The sequence below is a fragment of the Ralstonia sp. 25mfcol4.1 genome (genome assembly GCF_900104095.1).
Lineage (GTDB): Bacteria > Pseudomonadota > Gammaproteobacteria > Burkholderiales > Burkholderiaceae > Cupriavidus.
Genome location: NZ_FNJO01000033.1, coordinates 1 through 16,133, shown reverse-complemented (window position 1 = coordinate 16,133; position 16,133 = coordinate 1). Strand labels below are relative to the sequence as shown.

Below are 16,133 nucleotides of genomic sequence, written 5' to 3'. Positions count from 1 at the left end.
TCGGCGCTGATGCAGATCATCGAGAACAAGGATGGCGTGGCCAGCGGCAAGATCTTCAACATCGGCAACCCGAAGAACATCCACTCGGTGCGCGAGCTGGCCGAGATGATGCTGAAGATGGCGGCCGATTACCCGGAGTACGCCGAGGAAGCGCGCAAGACGCAGATCGTGGAGACGTCGTCGGGCGAGTTCTACGGCAAGGGCTACCAGGACGTGCAGCACCGCGTGCCGAAGATCGACAACACGATCGAAGAACTGGGCTGGAAGCCGGAGGTGACGATGGAGCAGGCGCTGCGCCGCATCTTCGAGGCCTACCGCGACAAGGTGGTGGACGCCCGTACCCTGGTCGACAGCAGCAACTGACCGTAGCCAACCCCGACTGCCGACGGCGCCCGCGCGGCGCTGTCGGAATCCGGCTGACGGCGGCGGCACGCCGACTGCGGGTAGACTAGGCGCCACGCGCGATCCGCGCGTGCGAGGTGTCTATCTTCGGGACGCGCCCCCATGCACGCTGCCGGCAGGACCAAGACTTCCGCCAGTTCCATTCTTCCGCGCCCCCGCGCAGCCGTCTGGCTCGTGGTGCCATGGGCCTTGGCATCTGGCACGCCGGCTGCCGCGGAAGAGGCCACCTTGCCCGATGTGGTGGTCAGCGCCAGCCGCAACGAACAACGGCGCTTCGACGCCCCCGCGGCCATCGACAGCATCCCGGTCGATCCCTTCACCGCCACCTCGCCGCTGGTCAACCTGTCCGAACTGACGCTGACCAGCCCCGGCATCGCCGTGCGCGACCGCCAGAACTATTCCCAGGATTTGCAGATCGCCGTGCGCGGCTTTGGCAGCCGCTCGACCTTCGGCGTGCGCGGCGTTCGGCTGTTTATCGACGGCATTCCGGCGACCATGCCCGACGGCCAGGGCCAGGCATCGACCTTCGACCTGGCCAATGCCAGCCGCATCGAGGTGCTGCGCGGCCCGTTCGCGCAGATGTACGGCAACGCGTCGGGCGGGGTGGTGCAGGTGTTCACGCCCGACCCGCCGAAGACCGGATTCACCGGGCGGGCCTCCACCGGTTTTGGCTCGGACGGGCAGTGGCAGGCCGGTGTCTCGCTGGCCGGCGGCAACGACCGGCTGGGCGGCACGCTCGATGCCTGGACCTACCAGACCGACGGCTACCGCGACCACAGCGCGGCCAGGCGCTACCAGCTCAACGCCAAGGTCGTGGCCCAGCCCAGCACGGCCACGAAGATCACGGGCCAGTTCAACTATTTCAACCAGCCGCTGGCCGAAGACCCGCTCGGCCTCACGCGCGCCCAGGCCGACGCCAATCCGCGCCAGGCCATTGCGGCGGCCACCCAGTTCAACACCGGCAAGGAGGTGGAGCAGACCCAGGCCGGCGTGGTGATCGAGCACCAGCTGACCGACCGCGACAGCCTCAACTTCCGCCTGTACGGGGGCGGCCGGCAACTGACCCAGCGGTTGGGCTTCAGCGGGGCGGCGCCGGGTTCGGCGGGCGGCATCGTCGATCTGGATCGCACCTATGGCGGCGGCGCGCTGTCCTGGACGCGCAAGACCACGGCCAACGGCCTGCCGCTGCAGTGGACAGCCGGGCTCGAAGTCAACGGCATGCGCGACGCGCGGCACGGCTACGTCAACGACAACGGGCAGCAGGGCGCGCTGCGCCGCGACGAGACCGACGAGGCGGCCGACTACGGCGCCTACGCGCAATTCAACTGGACCGTGCATCCGGCCTGGGAAATCGTGGGCGGCCTGCGCGCCAGCATGGTGCGGCTGCGTATCGACGACCACTACGTGACGGCGGCCAGCCCCGACGACAGCGGCACGTCCACCTATCGCAACCTGAGCCCGGTGCTGGGCGTGGTCTGGCATGCGATGGAAACACTCAACGTCTACGCCAACCTGGGCCGCGGCTTCGAGACGCCCACGCTGACCGAGGTGGCCTATGGTCCGAACGGCGTCGGCGCCAACCTGGGGCTGCAGGCCTCCACCAGCCGCCAGGGCGAGATCGGCGTGAAATGGGAATCGGACGGCCAGCGGATCGATGCGGCCCTGTTCGATGCGGACAGCCATAGCGAAATCGTGCCGCTGTCGAACAACAACGGCCGCACGGTCTACCAGAACGTGGACGGCGTACGCCGGCGCGGGCTGGAACTGGGCTGGCGCGGCGCATTCGGGCCAGCCCGCGGGCTCGCCGCCGGGCTCGCGTACACCTACCTCGATGCCTATTTCGGAGATGCGTTCGTCAACGCGCAGGGCGCCACCGTGGCGGCCGGCAACCGCTTGCCGGGCACGGCGCGCCACAGCTTCGGGGCAGACCTGACCTACAAGCCGTGGGGCCAGTGGATGGTGGGCGTGGAGGCCAAGGCCGACAGCAAGGTCTATGCGGACGATCTGAATACGCAGGCCGCGCCGGGTTACTTCATCTTCAACCTGAAGACCGGCTACACGTTCAAGACCGGCGCCACGCAGTGGTATGTGTTCGCGCGCATCGACAACGTGGCCGACCGGCACTACATCGGATCGGTCATCGTCAATGAAGCGAACGGCAGATATTACGAACCGGCGCCGGGCAGGCGGTTCTTCCTTGGGTTGAGGGCGTCGCTGTGATGCCCCCGGAATTGCGCGGTCCTGGCCTGCCTGACTTGCCAACGTCGCGTCACACGCCTAAGGTGGCGGTTTTAGCCGCTGCCTGCGTGCCGCTTCCATGTCTCTAGCCACGCCCCCTGCCGAATCCGCCGCCATGCCCCAGGACCCCAAGCTGCGCATCATGCTTTGGGTGGTGGCGGTGGGATTCTTCATGCAGACGCTCGACTCCACGATCGTCAACACCGCCTTGCCGTCGATGGCGCGCAGTCTGGGCGAGAGCCCGCTGCGCATGCAGTCGGTGGTCATCGCCTATTCGCTGACGATGGCCGTGATCATTCCGGCCTCGGGCTGGCTGGCCGACCGCTTCGGCACGCGCACGATCTTCCAGACGGCCATCGGGCTGTTCGTGCTTGGGTCGCTGCTGTGCGCCTGGGCGCCCACGCTGCCGATGCTGTCCGCCGCCCGCGTGGTACAGGGGGCGGGCGGGGCGATGCTGCTGCCGGTGGGCCGGCTGTCGGTGCTGCGGACGTTTCCGCGCGAGCAGTATCTGCAGGCGCTGAGTTTCGTGGCGATCCCGGGCATGATCGGGCCGCTGATCGGGCCGACGCTGGGCGGCTGGATCACGCAGACGTTTTCCTGGCACTGGATCTTCCTGATCAACGTGCCCGTGGGCGTGATCGGCGCGATTGCCACGGTCAAGTACATGCCCAACGCACGGCTGCCGGGTATGGGACGCTTCGATATCGCCGGCTACGCGTTCCTGGCCATCGCCATGGTGACGCTGTCCTTTTCGCTGGATGGCCTGGCCGGCATGGGCTTCCAGCACGCCACGGTGCTGATGCTGCTGATCGCCAGCATGGCGGCGCTGTCCGCCTACGTGCTGCATGCCCGCCGCAGCAAGATGCCGCTGTTCCCGCTCCACCTGTTCAGCATCCATGCGTTCAGCGTGGGCCTGCTGGGCAACCTGTTCGCGCGGATCGGCAACGGTGCCATGCCGTTCCTGATTCCGCTGACGCTGCAGGTGAGCCTGGGGTACTCGCCGTTCAATGCCGGGCTGATGATGGTGCCGGTGACGGTGGCCGGCATGGCGTCCAAGCGGCTGGCCACGCGGCTGATCGAACAGTTCGGCTACCGCAAGGTGCTGGTCACCAACACGTTCCTGGTGGGGCTGGTGATGGCGTCGTTCGCGCTGATATCCCCGGACCGGCCGCTGCCGCTGGTGATCGTCCAGATGGCGATCTTCGGCGCGGTCAATTCCATACAGTTCACGGCCATGAATACCGTCACGCTCAAGGACCTCAGCGGCGTCAACGCCAGCAGCGGCAACAGCATGCTGTCGATGGTGCAGATGCTGTCGATGAGTCTGGCCGTGACATCGGCCGGTGCGCTGCTGGCCACCTTTCAGGCCGGCATCGGCTCCCATCACTTCGACGTGCTGCCGGCGTTCCACGCCACCTTCATCTGCGTCGGGCTGATTACCTCGGCCTCGGCCTGGATCTTCATGCAGCTCAATCCCGAGAAGGTCGTGGTGGCGAGGGCGCAGCCGTCGGAAGAGGTCTAGCGTTGTTGTCCCCCTCTCCCGCCGCGCGGGAGAGGGCGCAAGCCAACGGGCCGGTTTAGCGCCCCATCAGCTCACAGAACCAGGAGATATCGACGTTGCCGCCGCTGATGATGATGCCCACGCGCTTGCCCTTGAGCTGATCCTTGATCTGCAGCGCCGCCGCCAGGCCGAGGGCGCCGGTGGGCTCGACGATCATCTTCATGCGCTCGGCGAAGAAGCGCATGGCCTCCACCAGTTGGGCGTCCGACGCGGTCAGGATGTCGTTGACGTCGCGCTGGATGATCGGGAACGTGTAGTTGCCCAGGTGCTGCGTCTGCGCGCCGTCGGCGATGGTCTTGGGCGTGTCGATATGCACGATCGCACCGCTGCGGAACGACTGCTGGCCGTCGTTGCCGGCTTCGGGCTCCACGCCGTACAGCTGGCACTGCGGCGCCAGCACGCGCGTGGCCAGGGCGGTGCCGGACAGCAGCCCGCCACCGCCCAGAGGCGCCAGCAGCACGTCGAGCGGGCCCACTTCCTCGAACAGTTCGCGGGCGGCGGTGCCCTGGCCGGCCATCACATCGGGATGGTCGTACGGCGGAATCAGCGTCATGCCGTGCTTCTGGGCCAGGTCGCGGCCGATCGCCTCGCGGTCTTCCTTGTAGCGGTCGTACATCACCACGGTGGCGCCGTAGCCCTTGGTGGCAGCCACCTTCAACGCCGGCGCGTCCAGCGGCATCACGATCGTGGCCGGCATGCCGAGCAGTTTTGCCGACAGCGCGATGCCCTGCGCGTGGTTGCCCGAAGAGAAGGCGACCACGCCGCCCTTGCGCTGTTCGGGCGTGAACTTCGACAGCGCGTTGAACGCACCACGGAACTTGAAGGCGCCCATGCGCTGGAAGTTCTCGCACTTGAAGAACACTTCGGCGCCAAGCCGCTCGTCGAGCGTGCGCGAGGTGTTGACGGGGGTGCGGTTGGCGTAGCCTTCCAGGCGCTTGGCAGCGGCCTCGACGTCGGCGAAGGTGGGCAGTTGCAGGGTCGTCATGGTCGTATCGGGGTGCAGGGTGCAGGATCCGGAAAGGATGGAAGTGGGCTTACCAGGGCCAGGCCAGGCGCGTGCCGGTGCCATCGGCCACGGCCCGTTCATGCAGGAAGCGCGCGACCGTCAGGTCTTGCAGCGCCAGGCCGGTCATGTCGAAGACGGTGATGTCGTCGGCTTGCCGCTGGAACGTGGCGGCGCCGGTCAGCAGGTCGCCGATCTCGATGCACTGCAGGTCGGGCGACCACTGGCACTCGCCGATGCTGCGCGCCTGTTCCAGGTCGTCGGCCACGATGCGGGCGCGTTCCAGCACGCCTTCGGGCAGTTCGCGCTTGCCGCTGGTGTCGGCGCCCACGCAGGTCAGGTGGGTGCCGGGCTGCACCGCGTCGGCGTCGAACAGGGCGCCGCCACCGGGCGTGGCCGTGATCACGACATCGCTCTGGGCCACGGCGGCGTTACGGTCGGGGGCCAGCGCGATCTGGCAGCGCCCGGCGAATTCGGCTTCGAAGCTGGCGCTGGGTCCGCCGCTGGCGCTGACATAGCGGACTTCGGTCAGCGATGGCAGCAGCGCCAGCGCATACGACAGCTGGACGCGCGCCTGTACGCCGGTGCCGAACACGCATACGCGCCGGCTGTCGGGCCGTGCCAGGGCCTTCAGCCCGATGCCGCCGGCCGCGCCGGTGCGCGCCGTGGTGATCGCGTTGCCGTCGAGAATGCACACGGGCCGCCCGGTAGCCGGATCGATCAGCATGATGGTGGCCTGGTGCGGCTCGCCGCCACGCTCGCGGTTGCCAGGCCAGAAGCCCGCAGCCTTGAAGCCGAGCAGATTCTGCCGGCCGACATCGCCGGCCTTGATGCCGAACACGCCGCCGGTGGCCAGCTTTTCGCGGATCAGCGGGAAGACGCGCCCCTCGCGATGGCTGTGCAGGATGAAGGCTTCACGCACGGCGGCCAGCACGTCGTCGGGGATCAGCGCCGCTTCCACGGCGTGCTTGTCGAGCAGTAGCAACTGCGCGGCGGAATTAGCGTGCATAGCTGTAGACGGTTGCGCGCGACACGCCCAGGTGTGCCGCGATGGTTTCCATGGCCCGGCGCACCTCCAGCAGGCCGGACGCCTTGAGTTCGGCCAGCAGCGCGCGCCGTTCGTCGGTCTTCAGCGCGCGGGGCGTGGTGGCCAGCCGCGCCGCAAAGGCGTCGATGCGCGAGCGCAGCACTTCGGTGCTGGCGGGGTCGAGCGTTTCCTCCGGCCCGTCGGCGGCGGTCTGCACGAACTGGCCCATGGCCATCTGCAGGCTGCGGAACAGCGTCAGGTCCACATTCATGCACAGCGCGGCGATATAGCGGCCGCTGCTGTCCTTGATGCCGATGGACGTGCTCTTGGCCAGGCGGCCATCGGCAAACTGGTTCGCGTAGTTGGCCAGCACCTGCGGATAGTCGGGATCGGTGATGCGTGCCTCGCCCAGTTCCGTGGTGGGATCGCCCACGGCACGGCCCGACAGATTGTTGTGGATGGCCAGGATCGACTGGCCAGGCTCCAGCAGGTCGTGCACCACGATCTCGCAGAACGGCGCCAGCGTCTGGCCCAGCCCGTCGGCAACCTGCTTGATCTGGTCCAGCAGCAGACGCTGCTCGGGCGTACGGTCCATCATCTCGGTCGAAGGAATTGGAGGAAATTCGATGCTGGACAGTTTGTATAGTGCTGGACTAAATGTCAAGAATCGGACGTAAAAATGGCGCGGAAGCCGCTGGGGCTGCCGCGCCATATGCCGTTATCGTCGATTCTTGAAGAAAATCATGCCGCTTCCGCGACGCGAATCTCCCCCAGCAGCTTGCGCAGTTCCGGCACGCAGGACCCGCAGTTGCCGCCGGCCTTCACGCAGGCGGTGATCTCGGCCGGCGTCTTGAGGTCGTGCTTGCGGACGGCGTCGCAGATGGTATTGCGTCCCACGCCAAAGCAGGCGCACACCGTGGGACCGGCATCGGCGGTTTTCTCCATCGGCTGGCCCAGCAGCAGGCCGATACGGTCGGTGTCTTCCAGCCGATCCTGCCCGAACAGTTGCGACAGCCAGGCGCGCGACGGCAGATCGGCCCGTGTGGACACGTAGACGCAGGCTTCCAGCTGGTCGTTGACCACGAATCCCGCGTGATAGACCCCGGCCGAACGGTCTTCGTATTCGAGCCAGTCCGCGTCCGGGTCGTGCGCGCCCAGCAGGGCCCGCGCCCAGGCGGCGCGATCTGCGATGGTTTCCCGGCCGGCGAACTCGTAACGTTGAAACTGCTTGCCCTGGATGCGTGTCCAGTAGGTCAGCGAATCGGCCGGCAGCGCGTTGCGGCTCAGCACGAAGCCGTGCCAGGAGACTCGGAATTCCTCCACGCGCACGGGCGTGTGCTTGAACTCGGGCTCGCCCGAGACCGGATCGACCACCGGATTGACCAGTGCGCCCACCCGCGCGTCGGAACTGAATTGATCGTTCCAGTGAATCGGCACGAACACGCTGCCGCGTGCAATGCCGCCGCCGAACCGCACCCGCGCCACCATGGCACCCCAGCGGCTGGTCACGCGGGCGAGCTTGCCTTCGCCCACGCCGCACAGCAGCGCGTCCTGCGGGTGCATGTCGACGAAAGGCTCGGGCAGGTGGTCGGACAGCCGCGCCGCCTTGCCCGTGCGCGTCATGGTGTGCCACTGGTCGCGCACGCGGCCCGTGTTCAGGATGAGCGGGAATTCGTCGTCGGCCACGTGGGCCGGTGCGCGCGCCGCGGTCGGCACGAAGCGGGCGCGGCCATCGGCAAATGCATAGCGGCCGTCCTCGAACAGGCGCTGGGTGCCGCCCGGCGTGGCAGCGCGGTACGGCCATTGCACCGGCTCCAGGTCGTCGTATTCGTCCTGGGACAGCCCGGCCAGGCCGCCGATGTCGAACATGCGCGGCGCTTCGCGGTCGCTGGCATCGCCGTTTCGCCAGGCCGAGAGCCGCGCGTGTTCGTCGAAGATCTCGTGCTGGCTCCGGTAGTCGAAGCCGGCAAAACCCATGCGGCGGGCCACGTCGCACAGGATGTCCCAGTCGGCGCGGGCCTCGCCTGGTGCCCGCAGGAATGCGCGCTGGCGCGAGATGCGGCGCTCGGAGTTGGTGACCGTGCCGTCCTTCTCGCCCCAGCCCAGCGCAGGCAGCAGCACGTGCGCGGCGTCGTTGGTATCGGTGTGCGTGACGATGTCTGACGACACCACCAGTTCGCACCTGGCCAGCGCACGGCGTGCCTGATCGGCGTCGGGCAGGCTCACCACCGGGTTGGTGGCGATGACCCAGACGGCCTTGACCTGGCCCGCCTCGATGGCGTTGAACAGGTCCACCGCCTTGAGGCCGGGCTTGTCGGCCATGTGCGGCGACTGCCAGAAGTCCTGCACGATGTCGCGATGCACTGGATTGGCCAGTTCCATGTGCGCGGCCAGCATGTTGGCCAGCCCGCCCACTTCGCGGCCGCCCATGGCGTTGGGCTGCCCCGTCAGCGAGAACGGGCCCATGCCCGGACGGCCGATGCGGCCGGTCAGCAGATGGCAGTTGATGATGCTGTTGACCTTGTCGGTGCCGGCCGACGACTGGTTCACGCCCATCGAGAACGCCGTGACGACCTTTTGCGTACTGGCGAACAGTTCGAAGAACGCCTGCAGGTCCTGCGGATCGAGCTTGCAGGCGCGGGCCAGGGCGGTCAGGCCCGCGCTATCCGGGCCATCGGCATCGGCATCGGCATCGGCATCGGCGTGGGTATTGGCCACGGCCAGCGCGTCGTCCAGGCCGGCCGTGTGGGCATCGACAAAGGCCGTATCCGTGTGGCCGCGTCGGGCCAGATAGCCGAGCAGGCCGTTGAACAGCCGCACGTCGGTGCCGGGGCGCAGCGGCAGGTGCAGGTCGGCCAGTTCGCAGGTGGCGGTGCGGCGCGGATCGATGGCCACGATCTTCATGTCGGGCCGCGCTTCCTTGGCGCGCGTCAGGCGCTGGAACAGGATCGGGTGGCACCAGGCGGTGTTCGAGCCCACCAGCACCACCAGATCGGCCTGTTCCAGGTCTTCATAGCTGCACGGCACCAGATCTTCGCCAAACGCGCGCTTGTGGCCGGCCACGGCCGACGACATGCAGAGGCGCGAATTGGTGTCGATGTTGGCCGAGCCGATAAAGCCCTTCATCAGCTTGTTGGCGATGTAGTAGTCCTCGGTCAGGATCTGGCCCGACACGTACAGGGCCACGGCGTCGGGGCCGTGCCGGGCGATGATGTCGGCAAAGCCGCTGGCCACCTTGTCGAGCGCCTCGTCCCAGCTTGCGCGGCGCAGCGTGCCATCGGCGTCGCGCAGTTGCGGATGGAGCAGACGGCCGTCCAGGCTGACCGTGTCGCCCAGCGCCGAGCCTTTGACGCACAGGCGGCCAAAGTTCGACGCGTGGTCGGCATCGCCTTGCACTTCCACCTGCCCATCGGCGCGCGCGGTGGCGCGCACGCCGCAGCCGACGCCGCAGTACGGGCAGGTGGTGGAGACCGTCTTGGTGGGGGTGGTGGCAACCACTGCAATATCGGACAGGTTCACGGCTGAATCTCTTGGGTCGATGGCGGCACGGGCCGGCAAGCTGGTGTCAGGCCGCCAGGGCCTCGCATTGCGCCTGGCCAAACAGCAGGCGCTGACGCAGCGCGGCAACGGGCTTGCCGGACTGGATCAGGTCGAAATACCACGGGCCATCCTTCACGTCGCCATACAGCACGGCGCCGACCAGCCGGCCGTCCTGCAGGACGAGGCGCTTGTAGACCCCGCGCCGCGGATCGCGCAGGACGAGATCCTCGCTGCCTTCGGCGCCGATGAAATCGCCGGCCGAGTACAGGTCCACGCCCGTCACCTTGAGCTTGGTGGCCGTGGCCTGCTGTACGTAGCGGCGATGCCCGGCGCCGGCCAGGTGCGCGGCGCAGACGCGGGCCTGGTCCCAGATCGGGGCCACCAGGCCGAACGTGGCGTTGCGGTGCTGCACGCATTCGCCCACGGCGTAGATGCGGGGATCGAAGGTCTGGAGCGTATCGTCCACCACGATGGCGCGCTCGCAACGCAGGCCTGCGCCGGCGGCCAGCTCGATATTGGGGCGGACGCCGGCGGTCATCACCACCAGGTCGGCCGGAATCCGCGTGCCGTCCTTGAACAGGACGCCGGTCACGCGGCTGTCGCCGAGGATGCCCGCCGTCTGCGCGCCCAGCAGGAAGCGCAGACCCTTGCGTTCGAGCGCCAGCTTCAGCAGTTCGGCGGCGGGTTTGTCCAGCTGGCGCTCCATCAGGCTGTCGGCCAGATGCACCACGGTGACATCCATGCCTTGCCGCATGAGGCCGTTGGCGGCCTCCAGACCCAGCAGGCCGCCGCCGATCACCACCGCGTGGCGATGGTTGCGCGCCGCATGGAGCATGGTTTCCACGTCCTGGATGTCGCGGAAGGCGATCACGCCGTCCAGCGTATGACCGGGCACCGGAATGATGAACGGCTTGGAGCCCGTAGCCAGCAGCAGGCGGTCGTAGTGGACTTCCTTGCCGGAAGCCGAGCGCACGGTGCGGCGCGGCCGGTCGATGGCCACCACGGGGTCGCCGGCCAGCAGTTCGATGCCGTTCTGCGTGTACCAGTCGCGCGTGTTGAGCATGATGTCGTCGACGGTCTTCTCGCCGGCGAGCACCGGGCTCAGCAGGATGCGGTTGTAGTTGCCGTGCGGCTCGGCGCCGAACACCGTGATGTCGTACAGGTCCGGCGCGAGCTTCAGCAGTTCCTCGACCGTGCGCATGGCGGCCATGCCATTGCCAACCACCACCAGCCGCGGCTTGGCCGGGGTGGCGGGAGACGAGGCGGGGGGCGTCGTGGACATCATCTTCCTGTGGGCCTGTTGGCGTAATGGCGGGTTGGCGTTGGGCGTGGTCGAAGGCGGGCTGCGGGTCAGGCCGCCATTTCTTCCTCGATCTTGCCCTGCTCGGCCTCGCGCTGGACGACCGAGGCCGCGACCCAGACCTTGCCGTCATAGACGCGCGCGGCGTAGGCGTTGACCGAATGCTCGGGGGCCTCCAGGCACTCGCCGGTGCGCAGGTCGAAGTGGTGCTTGTAGATCGGCGACGCCACGACGACGCGCTCGCCCAGGCTGCCGACCAGCCCGCGCGACAAGACGCTGGCCTGCGAATTGGGGTCGAAATTGGCGATGGCGTAGACCTCTTCGCCGCGGCCGACGCGGAAGACCGCTACCTGCTGCTTGTCGACCAGTGCGCAGACACCAGTATTGGGCACGATATCGCGCAAGGTGCAAATCGCGGTCCAGGTTTCGGGATGGTGGGCTTGGCTCATCACGTTCTCCTTGTTTCAGGCTGCTTTTGCTGGCACGGCGACCACGGGAATGTGGCTCAGGCGGGAGCGCTGCAAGTTCCGTTCCTCCGGCGTGGCGGGGCGGATCTGGCCGCGTTCTTCCAGAAACACCAGGTTGTCGTCGCGCAGGTCGCTGTTGATGAAGTGGCGGAATCGCTTGCGGGTTTCCGGGTCGGTGATGGCCTTCTTCCACTCGTCCTCGTAGGTGTCCACCACGTGCTGCATTTCGGCTTCCAGTTCGGCGCCGATGCCCAGCTTGTCGTCGATGACCACGGCCTTCAGGTAGTCCAGGCCGCCTTCGAGGTTGTCGCGCCAGGTGCTGGTGCGTTGCAGGCGGTCGGCGGTGCGCACGTAGAACATCAGGAAGCGGTCCACGTAGCGGATCAGCGTCTCGCGGTCCAGGTCGCCGGCCAGCAGTTCGGCGTGGCGCGGCTTCATGCCGCCGTTGCCGCAGACGTAGAGGTTCCAGCCCTTTTCGGTGGCGATGATGCCCACGTCCTTGCCCTGGGCTTCGGCGCACTCGCGGGTGCAGCCGGACACGCCAAACTTGATCTTGTGCGGCGCGCGCAGGCCCTTGTAGCGGTTTTCGATGGCGATGGCCAGGCCGACGGAGTCGTCCACGCCGTAGCGGCACCACGTGGAGCCCACACACGACTTCACCGTGCGCAGCGACTTTCCGTAGGCGTGGCCCGACTCGAAGCCTGCCGCCACCAGCTCTTCCCAGATCAGCGGCAGTTCTTCCAGCCGGGCGCCGAACATGTCCACCCGCGCGCCGCCGGTGATCTTGGTGTACAGGCCGTACTTCTTGGCCACCTGGCCCACGGCGATCAGGCCGTCGGGCGTGACTTCGCCGCCGGGCATGCGCGGCACCACCGAGTAGGTGCCGTCCTTCTGGATATTGGCCAGGAAGTAGTCATTCGAATCCTGCAGGCTGGCATGTTCTTCCTTGAGCACGAACTCGTTCCAGCACGATGCCAGGATGCTGCCCACGGTGGGCTTGCAGATGTCGCAGCCCAGGCCCTTGCCGTGCGCGGCCAGCAGGTCGTCGAAGGTCTTGAACTTGCCCACGCGCACCAGGTGATACAGCTCCTGGCGCGAGTACGGGAAGTGTTCGCAGACATGGTTGTTCACGGCCATGCCCTGCTTTTTCATCTCGGCCTTCAGGATCTGCGTGACCAGCGGCACGCAGCCGCCGCAGGCCGTGCCAGCCTTGGTGCACGATTTCAGCGCGCCGATGCTGGTGGCGCCATCGGTCACGGCCGCGCAGATCTGGCCCTTGCTGACGTTGTTGCACGAGCAGATCTGGGCCGTGTCGGGCAGCGCGTCGGCGCCCAGTGCCGGCTTGGCCCGGCCATCCGACGACGGCAGGATCAGGAATTCCGGCGATTCGGGCAGCTCGATGCGGTTCAGCATCATCTGCAGCAGCGTGCCGTATTCGGCGGCATCTCCCACCAGCACGCCACCGAGCAGGTACTTGCCGCAATCGGACACCACCAGCTTCTTGTAGACCTGCTTGCGCTCGTCGGTGAACTGGTACGAACGGCTGCCCGGCACATTGCCGTGGGGGTCGCCGATGCTGGCCACGTCCACGCCCATCAGCTTGAGCTTGGTGCTCATGTCGGCGCCGGCGAACTGGGCAGCCTCGCCACGCAGATGTCGGGCGGCCACGCGGGCCATGTCGTAGCCCGGGGCCACCAGGCCGTAGATCTTGCCGTCCCACAGCGCGCATTCGCCGATGGCGTAGACGTCCGGGTTCGAGGTCAGGCAGTTGTCGTCGATCACGATGCCGCCGCGCGGGCCAACGGTCAGGCCGCTGTCGCGGGCCAGTTCGTCGCGCGGACGAATACCGGCCGAGAACACGATCATGTCGGTGTCCAGATGCGTGCCATCGGTAAAGTTCATGCGGTGCGTGCCGTCCACGCCATCGACGATCTCCACGGTGTTCTTTCCCGTGTGCGCCTTCACGCCGAGGTCTTCGATCTTCTGGCGCAGCATGCGGCCGCCGCCGTCGTCGACCTGTACGGCCATCAGGCGCGGGGCGAACTCCACCACGTGGGTGTCCAGGTTCATGTCGCGCAGCGCCTTGGCGCACTCCAGACCCAGCAGGCCGCCACCGATGACCACGCCCGACCTGGCACGGCGGCCACATTCCAGCATCGCCTCCAGGTCTTCGATGGTGCGGTAGACGAAGGTGTCCTTGCGGTCCTTGCCCGGCAGCGGCGGCACGAACGGGTAGGAGCCGGTGGCGAGCACCAGCTTGTCGTAGGGCAGCGTTTCGCCGGTAGACGTGGTGACCGTCTTCGCGGCCGTGTCGATGGCCGTGGCCTTGGCATTCAGGCGCAGCAGCATGTTGTTGTGCTGGTCGAAGAAGCCCGCCGGCACCAGCGACAGGTCATCGGCCGACTTGCCGGCAAAGAACTCGGACAGGTGGACGCGATCGTAGGCCGGGCGCGGCTCCTCGCAGAGCACCGTGACTTCGAGGTCCTGCGCGCCGGCCTCTGCCAGGCATTCCAGGAACTTGTGGCCGACCATGCCGTGCCCGACGATGATGATCTTCATGATGCTTTCCTTGTCCGGAGGAGTCGTAACTTGGTTGTTTGACGTCGATTAGTTGGCCAGCGCGCTGTCGTACAGGGCCTGCTCCTGCGCCTTGTGCTCGGCGCTGAAGCGCACCGCGATGGCGCACAGCGCGGCCAGCGTGGCGGCCACGCCCAGGTACGTCAGCGTCTGCTGCAGGTCGCCCAGCCCTTTCATCAGGAAGCCCGCGGCCACCGCGCCGACGTTGCCGCCGGCGCCGATGATCCCGGCCACGCCGCCCAGCGCCTTGCGGTCGATGAACGGCACCAGCGCGTAGGTGGCGCCGCAGGCCATATGCGTGAACAGGCCGAACGTCAGCATGGCGGCGACGGCGGTGACCACGCCCGAGGCATGCGCGAACGCCAGCAGGCCCAGGCCTTCGCCCAGAATGAAGACGAACAGCACGATCGAGCGCGCGTCGAGGCCGCGGTGGCGGGCCACGCGGTCAGACACATAGCCGCCCAGCGCCCGGGCGAACAGCGCCAGCAGGCCGAAGCTGGCAGCGGCCATGCCGGCGGCGGACAGCGACAGGCCGAAGTGGTCGACGTAGTAGGTGGCCGCCACGTTGTGGATGAAAATTTCCACGCCGAAGCAGGCGCCGTACGTGATGAACAGCATCCAGACGCGGTAGTTGGCGCTGGCCGCGCGGAAGCTGGCCCAGCCGCCGCCCCCCTTGCCGCCGCTCACGGCAATGCCGCGGGCGCGCAGGTCGGAGAAGTTGCCTTCGGGGCAGTCTTGCGTGAAGCGCCAGTAGATGACCGCCATGATCAGCATCAGCACGCCCGGCACGATCAGTGCCACGCGCCAGCCCATGGCGTGATCCACGCCCAGGAACAGGACGGCGGCGAGCAGCAGCGGCATCGCGCCCTGTGCAGCGCCGCCGCCGGCGTTACCCCAGCCTGCCGACGCCGCATTGGCCGTACCCACGACATTCGGCGCGAACATCACCGACGTGTGGTACTGCGTGATGACGAAGCTCGCGCCTACCGCACCGATCAGCAGGCGAAAGAACAGGAAGGTCTCGTAGTTCTGTGCAAAAGCCACGCCGATCACCGGAATCGCACCGATGGCCAGCAGGCCGGTGTACGTCTTGCGCGGTCCGAAGCGGTCGCACATCGGGCCGATCACCAGTCGCACCAGGATGGTCACTGCCACGGCGGCGATATTGATATTGGCAATCTGGCCGGGGGTCAGGCCAAACTCGCCCTTGAGCACCGGCATCAGCGGCGCGCAGGCAAACCACGCGAAGAAGCAGACGAAGAACGCCATCCAGGTCAGGTGGAAGGCGCGCATCTGCGGCGTCTTCAGACTCAGCAGATCGATCCGGGTGGCTTTGCCGTTCATTCTTGGGCTCCAAAAACAAAAGGCGTCCCGAGAGGCTGGCGCGGATGGGCCAGTTCTGGGGACGCCGTTGTCCTGACGACTGCTACCTACGGATAGCGGCCGTGCTGTGTGGGGTGGGCGGATCGCCGTTGACCGGCCCACGCTACCTATCGCAAGCGGTGTGCCAGCCCCACCAAGTGTTGGTTTGGAGACTTCGAGAAGGGAAAACGCGCTAATTAGTGCGGTATGGTGCACTAATCCGCATCATGGTGCGGCGCCAGAGTTGGGCGGCTGCACGGCTATGGTGCGGTGCAATGTGCGGCGCCGGTGCGTGCGCGGGCCGGCCGACTGGCTAGTAGGAAGCGCTAAAGAGCATGAGGCATGGGATCCACTTGACACCCAAGGTCGGCGAGGCGTTTAAGCAGGCGGCGGATGGTCTTGTTGACGTCGTGACGGTTGAAGTGATCGGAACCAAGGTCGGCGTACTCAACGCCATCGCGAAGCATATGGTAGGCAGCGGTAAGCATGGAGGCGGCGACCGCGAGGATTGCCTTCTTGCCACCGCGGCGGGCCTTGATGCGCAGGAATTGGGCGTGCAGATAGCTGGTTTTAACGCGTACAGCAGCCCAGGCCGCCGTCACCAAGGCAGTTTTGAGCCAGGTCCCACTCTTTCGCACGCGCGTGCTGCGGCGCTT

The 16,133-nt window shown here is 67.2% G+C and carries 10 protein-coding genes and 2 pseudogenes; 3 read left to right on the top strand and 9 right to left on the bottom strand.

Going from position 1 to position 16,133, the window contains the following annotated elements:
* From BLQ58_RS28385 to mdtD, 3 genes and pseudogenes are all read left to right on the top strand, one after another.
* A pseudogene (locus tag BLQ58_RS28385) lies at positions 1 to 363 on the top strand (bifunctional UDP-4-keto-pentose/UDP-xylose synthase); the annotation flags it as partial.
* A 228-nt stretch (positions 364 to 591) separates the two neighbouring features.
* Positions 592 to 2,622 (top strand): TonB-dependent receptor family protein, encoded by a 2,031-nt coding sequence (locus BLQ58_RS28380; protein ID WP_368086179.1) that lies wholly within the window; start codon positions 592 to 594, stop codon positions 2,620 to 2,622.
* Positions 2,623 to 2,755: 133 nt separating this feature from the next.
* The gene (gene mdtD, locus BLQ58_RS28375) at positions 2,756 to 4,162 is read left to right on the top strand and encodes a multidrug transporter subunit MdtD (protein WP_092603787.1); all 1,407 of its coding nucleotides are present in this window, start codon (positions 2,756 to 2,758) and stop codon (positions 4,160 to 4,162) included.
* 55 nt (positions 4,163 to 4,217) lie between these two features.
* On the opposite strand, the gene BLQ58_RS28370 is transcribed toward mdtD, so the two are convergent.
* The 9 genes and pseudogenes from BLQ58_RS28370 to BLQ58_RS28330 all read right to left on the bottom strand — a co-directional run.
* On the bottom strand, positions 4,218 to 5,186 hold the full coding sequence (locus BLQ58_RS28370; RefSeq protein ID WP_092603785.1) for a threo-3-hydroxy-L-aspartate ammonia-lyase: 969 nt from the start codon (positions 5,184 to 5,186) through the stop codon (positions 4,218 to 4,220).
* Positions 5,187 to 5,235: 49 nt separating this feature from the next.
* On the bottom strand, positions 5,236 to 6,213 hold the full coding sequence (locus BLQ58_RS28365; protein ID WP_092603783.1) for an ornithine cyclodeaminase family protein: 978 nt from the start codon (positions 6,211 to 6,213) through the stop codon (positions 5,236 to 5,238).
* Positions 6,203 to 6,829, bottom strand: a complete 627-nt coding sequence (locus BLQ58_RS28360) for a helix-turn-helix transcriptional regulator (protein ID WP_092603781.1) — start codon at positions 6,827 to 6,829, stop codon at positions 6,203 to 6,205. Before BLQ58_RS28360 ends, BLQ58_RS28365 begins: the two co-directional genes overlap by 11 nt.
* Before the next feature lie 143 nt (positions 6,830 to 6,972).
* A complete protein-coding gene (locus BLQ58_RS28355) occupies positions 6,973 to 9,750 on the bottom strand; it encodes a nitrate reductase (protein WP_092603779.1) in 2,778 nt (925 codons plus the stop codon).
* A 46-nt stretch (positions 9,751 to 9,796) separates the two neighbouring features.
* Positions 9,797 to 11,053 (bottom strand): NAD(P)/FAD-dependent oxidoreductase, encoded by a 1,257-nt coding sequence (locus tag BLQ58_RS28350; protein WP_092603777.1) that lies wholly within the window; start codon positions 11,051 to 11,053, stop codon positions 9,797 to 9,799.
* A 68-nt stretch (positions 11,054 to 11,121) separates the two neighbouring features.
* Positions 11,122 to 11,520, bottom strand: coding sequence for a nitrite reductase small subunit NirD (gene nirD, locus BLQ58_RS28345; protein ID WP_092603775.1), 399 nt, complete (start codon positions 11,518 to 11,520; stop codon positions 11,122 to 11,124).
* 15 nt (positions 11,521 to 11,535) lie between these two features.
* On the bottom strand, positions 11,536 to 14,097 hold the full coding sequence (gene nirB / locus BLQ58_RS28340) for a nitrite reductase large subunit NirB (protein WP_092603773.1): 2,562 nt from the start codon (positions 14,095 to 14,097) through the stop codon (positions 11,536 to 11,538).
* 48 nt (positions 14,098 to 14,145) lie between these two features.
* Positions 14,146 to 15,459 carry an MFS transporter gene (locus BLQ58_RS28335; RefSeq protein WP_092603771.1) on the bottom strand — a complete coding sequence of 438 codons (1,314 nt, stop codon included), beginning with the start codon at positions 15,457 to 15,459 and terminating at the stop codon, positions 14,146 to 14,148.
* Between the two features lie 344 nt (positions 15,460 to 15,803).
* A pseudogene (locus tag BLQ58_RS28330) lies at positions 15,804 to 16,133 on the bottom strand (IS110 family transposase); the annotation flags it as partial.

What these genes read in the sequence shown, in the direction of transcription:
- mdtD (WP_092603787.1), top strand. Translation starts at nt 2,756, where the DNA reads ATGCCCCAGGACCCCAAGCTGCGCATCATGCTTTGGGTGGTGGCGGTG.
- BLQ58_RS28370 (WP_092603785.1), bottom strand. Translation starts at nt 5,186, where the DNA reads ATGACGACCCTGCAACTGCCCACCTTCGCCGACGTCGAGGCCGCTGCC.
- BLQ58_RS28365 (WP_092603783.1), bottom strand. Translation starts at nt 6,213, where the DNA reads ATGCACGCTAATTCCGCCGCGCAGTTGCTACTGCTCGACAAGCACGCC.
- BLQ58_RS28360 (WP_092603781.1), bottom strand. Translation starts at nt 6,829, where the DNA reads ATGATGGACCGTACGCCCGAGCAGCGTCTGCTGCTGGACCAGATCAAG.
- BLQ58_RS28350 (WP_092603777.1), bottom strand. Translation starts at nt 11,053, where the DNA reads ATGTCCACGACGCCCCCCGCCTCGTCTCCCGCCACCCCGGCCAAGCCG.
- nirD (WP_092603775.1), bottom strand. Translation starts at nt 11,520, where the DNA reads ATGAGCCAAGCCCACCATCCCGAAACCTGGACCGCGATTTGCACCTTG.
- nirB (WP_092603773.1), bottom strand. Translation starts at nt 14,097, where the DNA reads ATGAAGATCATCATCGTCGGGCACGGCATGGTCGGCCACAAGTTCCTG.
- BLQ58_RS28335 (WP_092603771.1), bottom strand. Translation starts at nt 15,459, where the DNA reads ATGAACGGCAAAGCCACCCGGATCGATCTGCTGAGTCTGAAGACGCCG.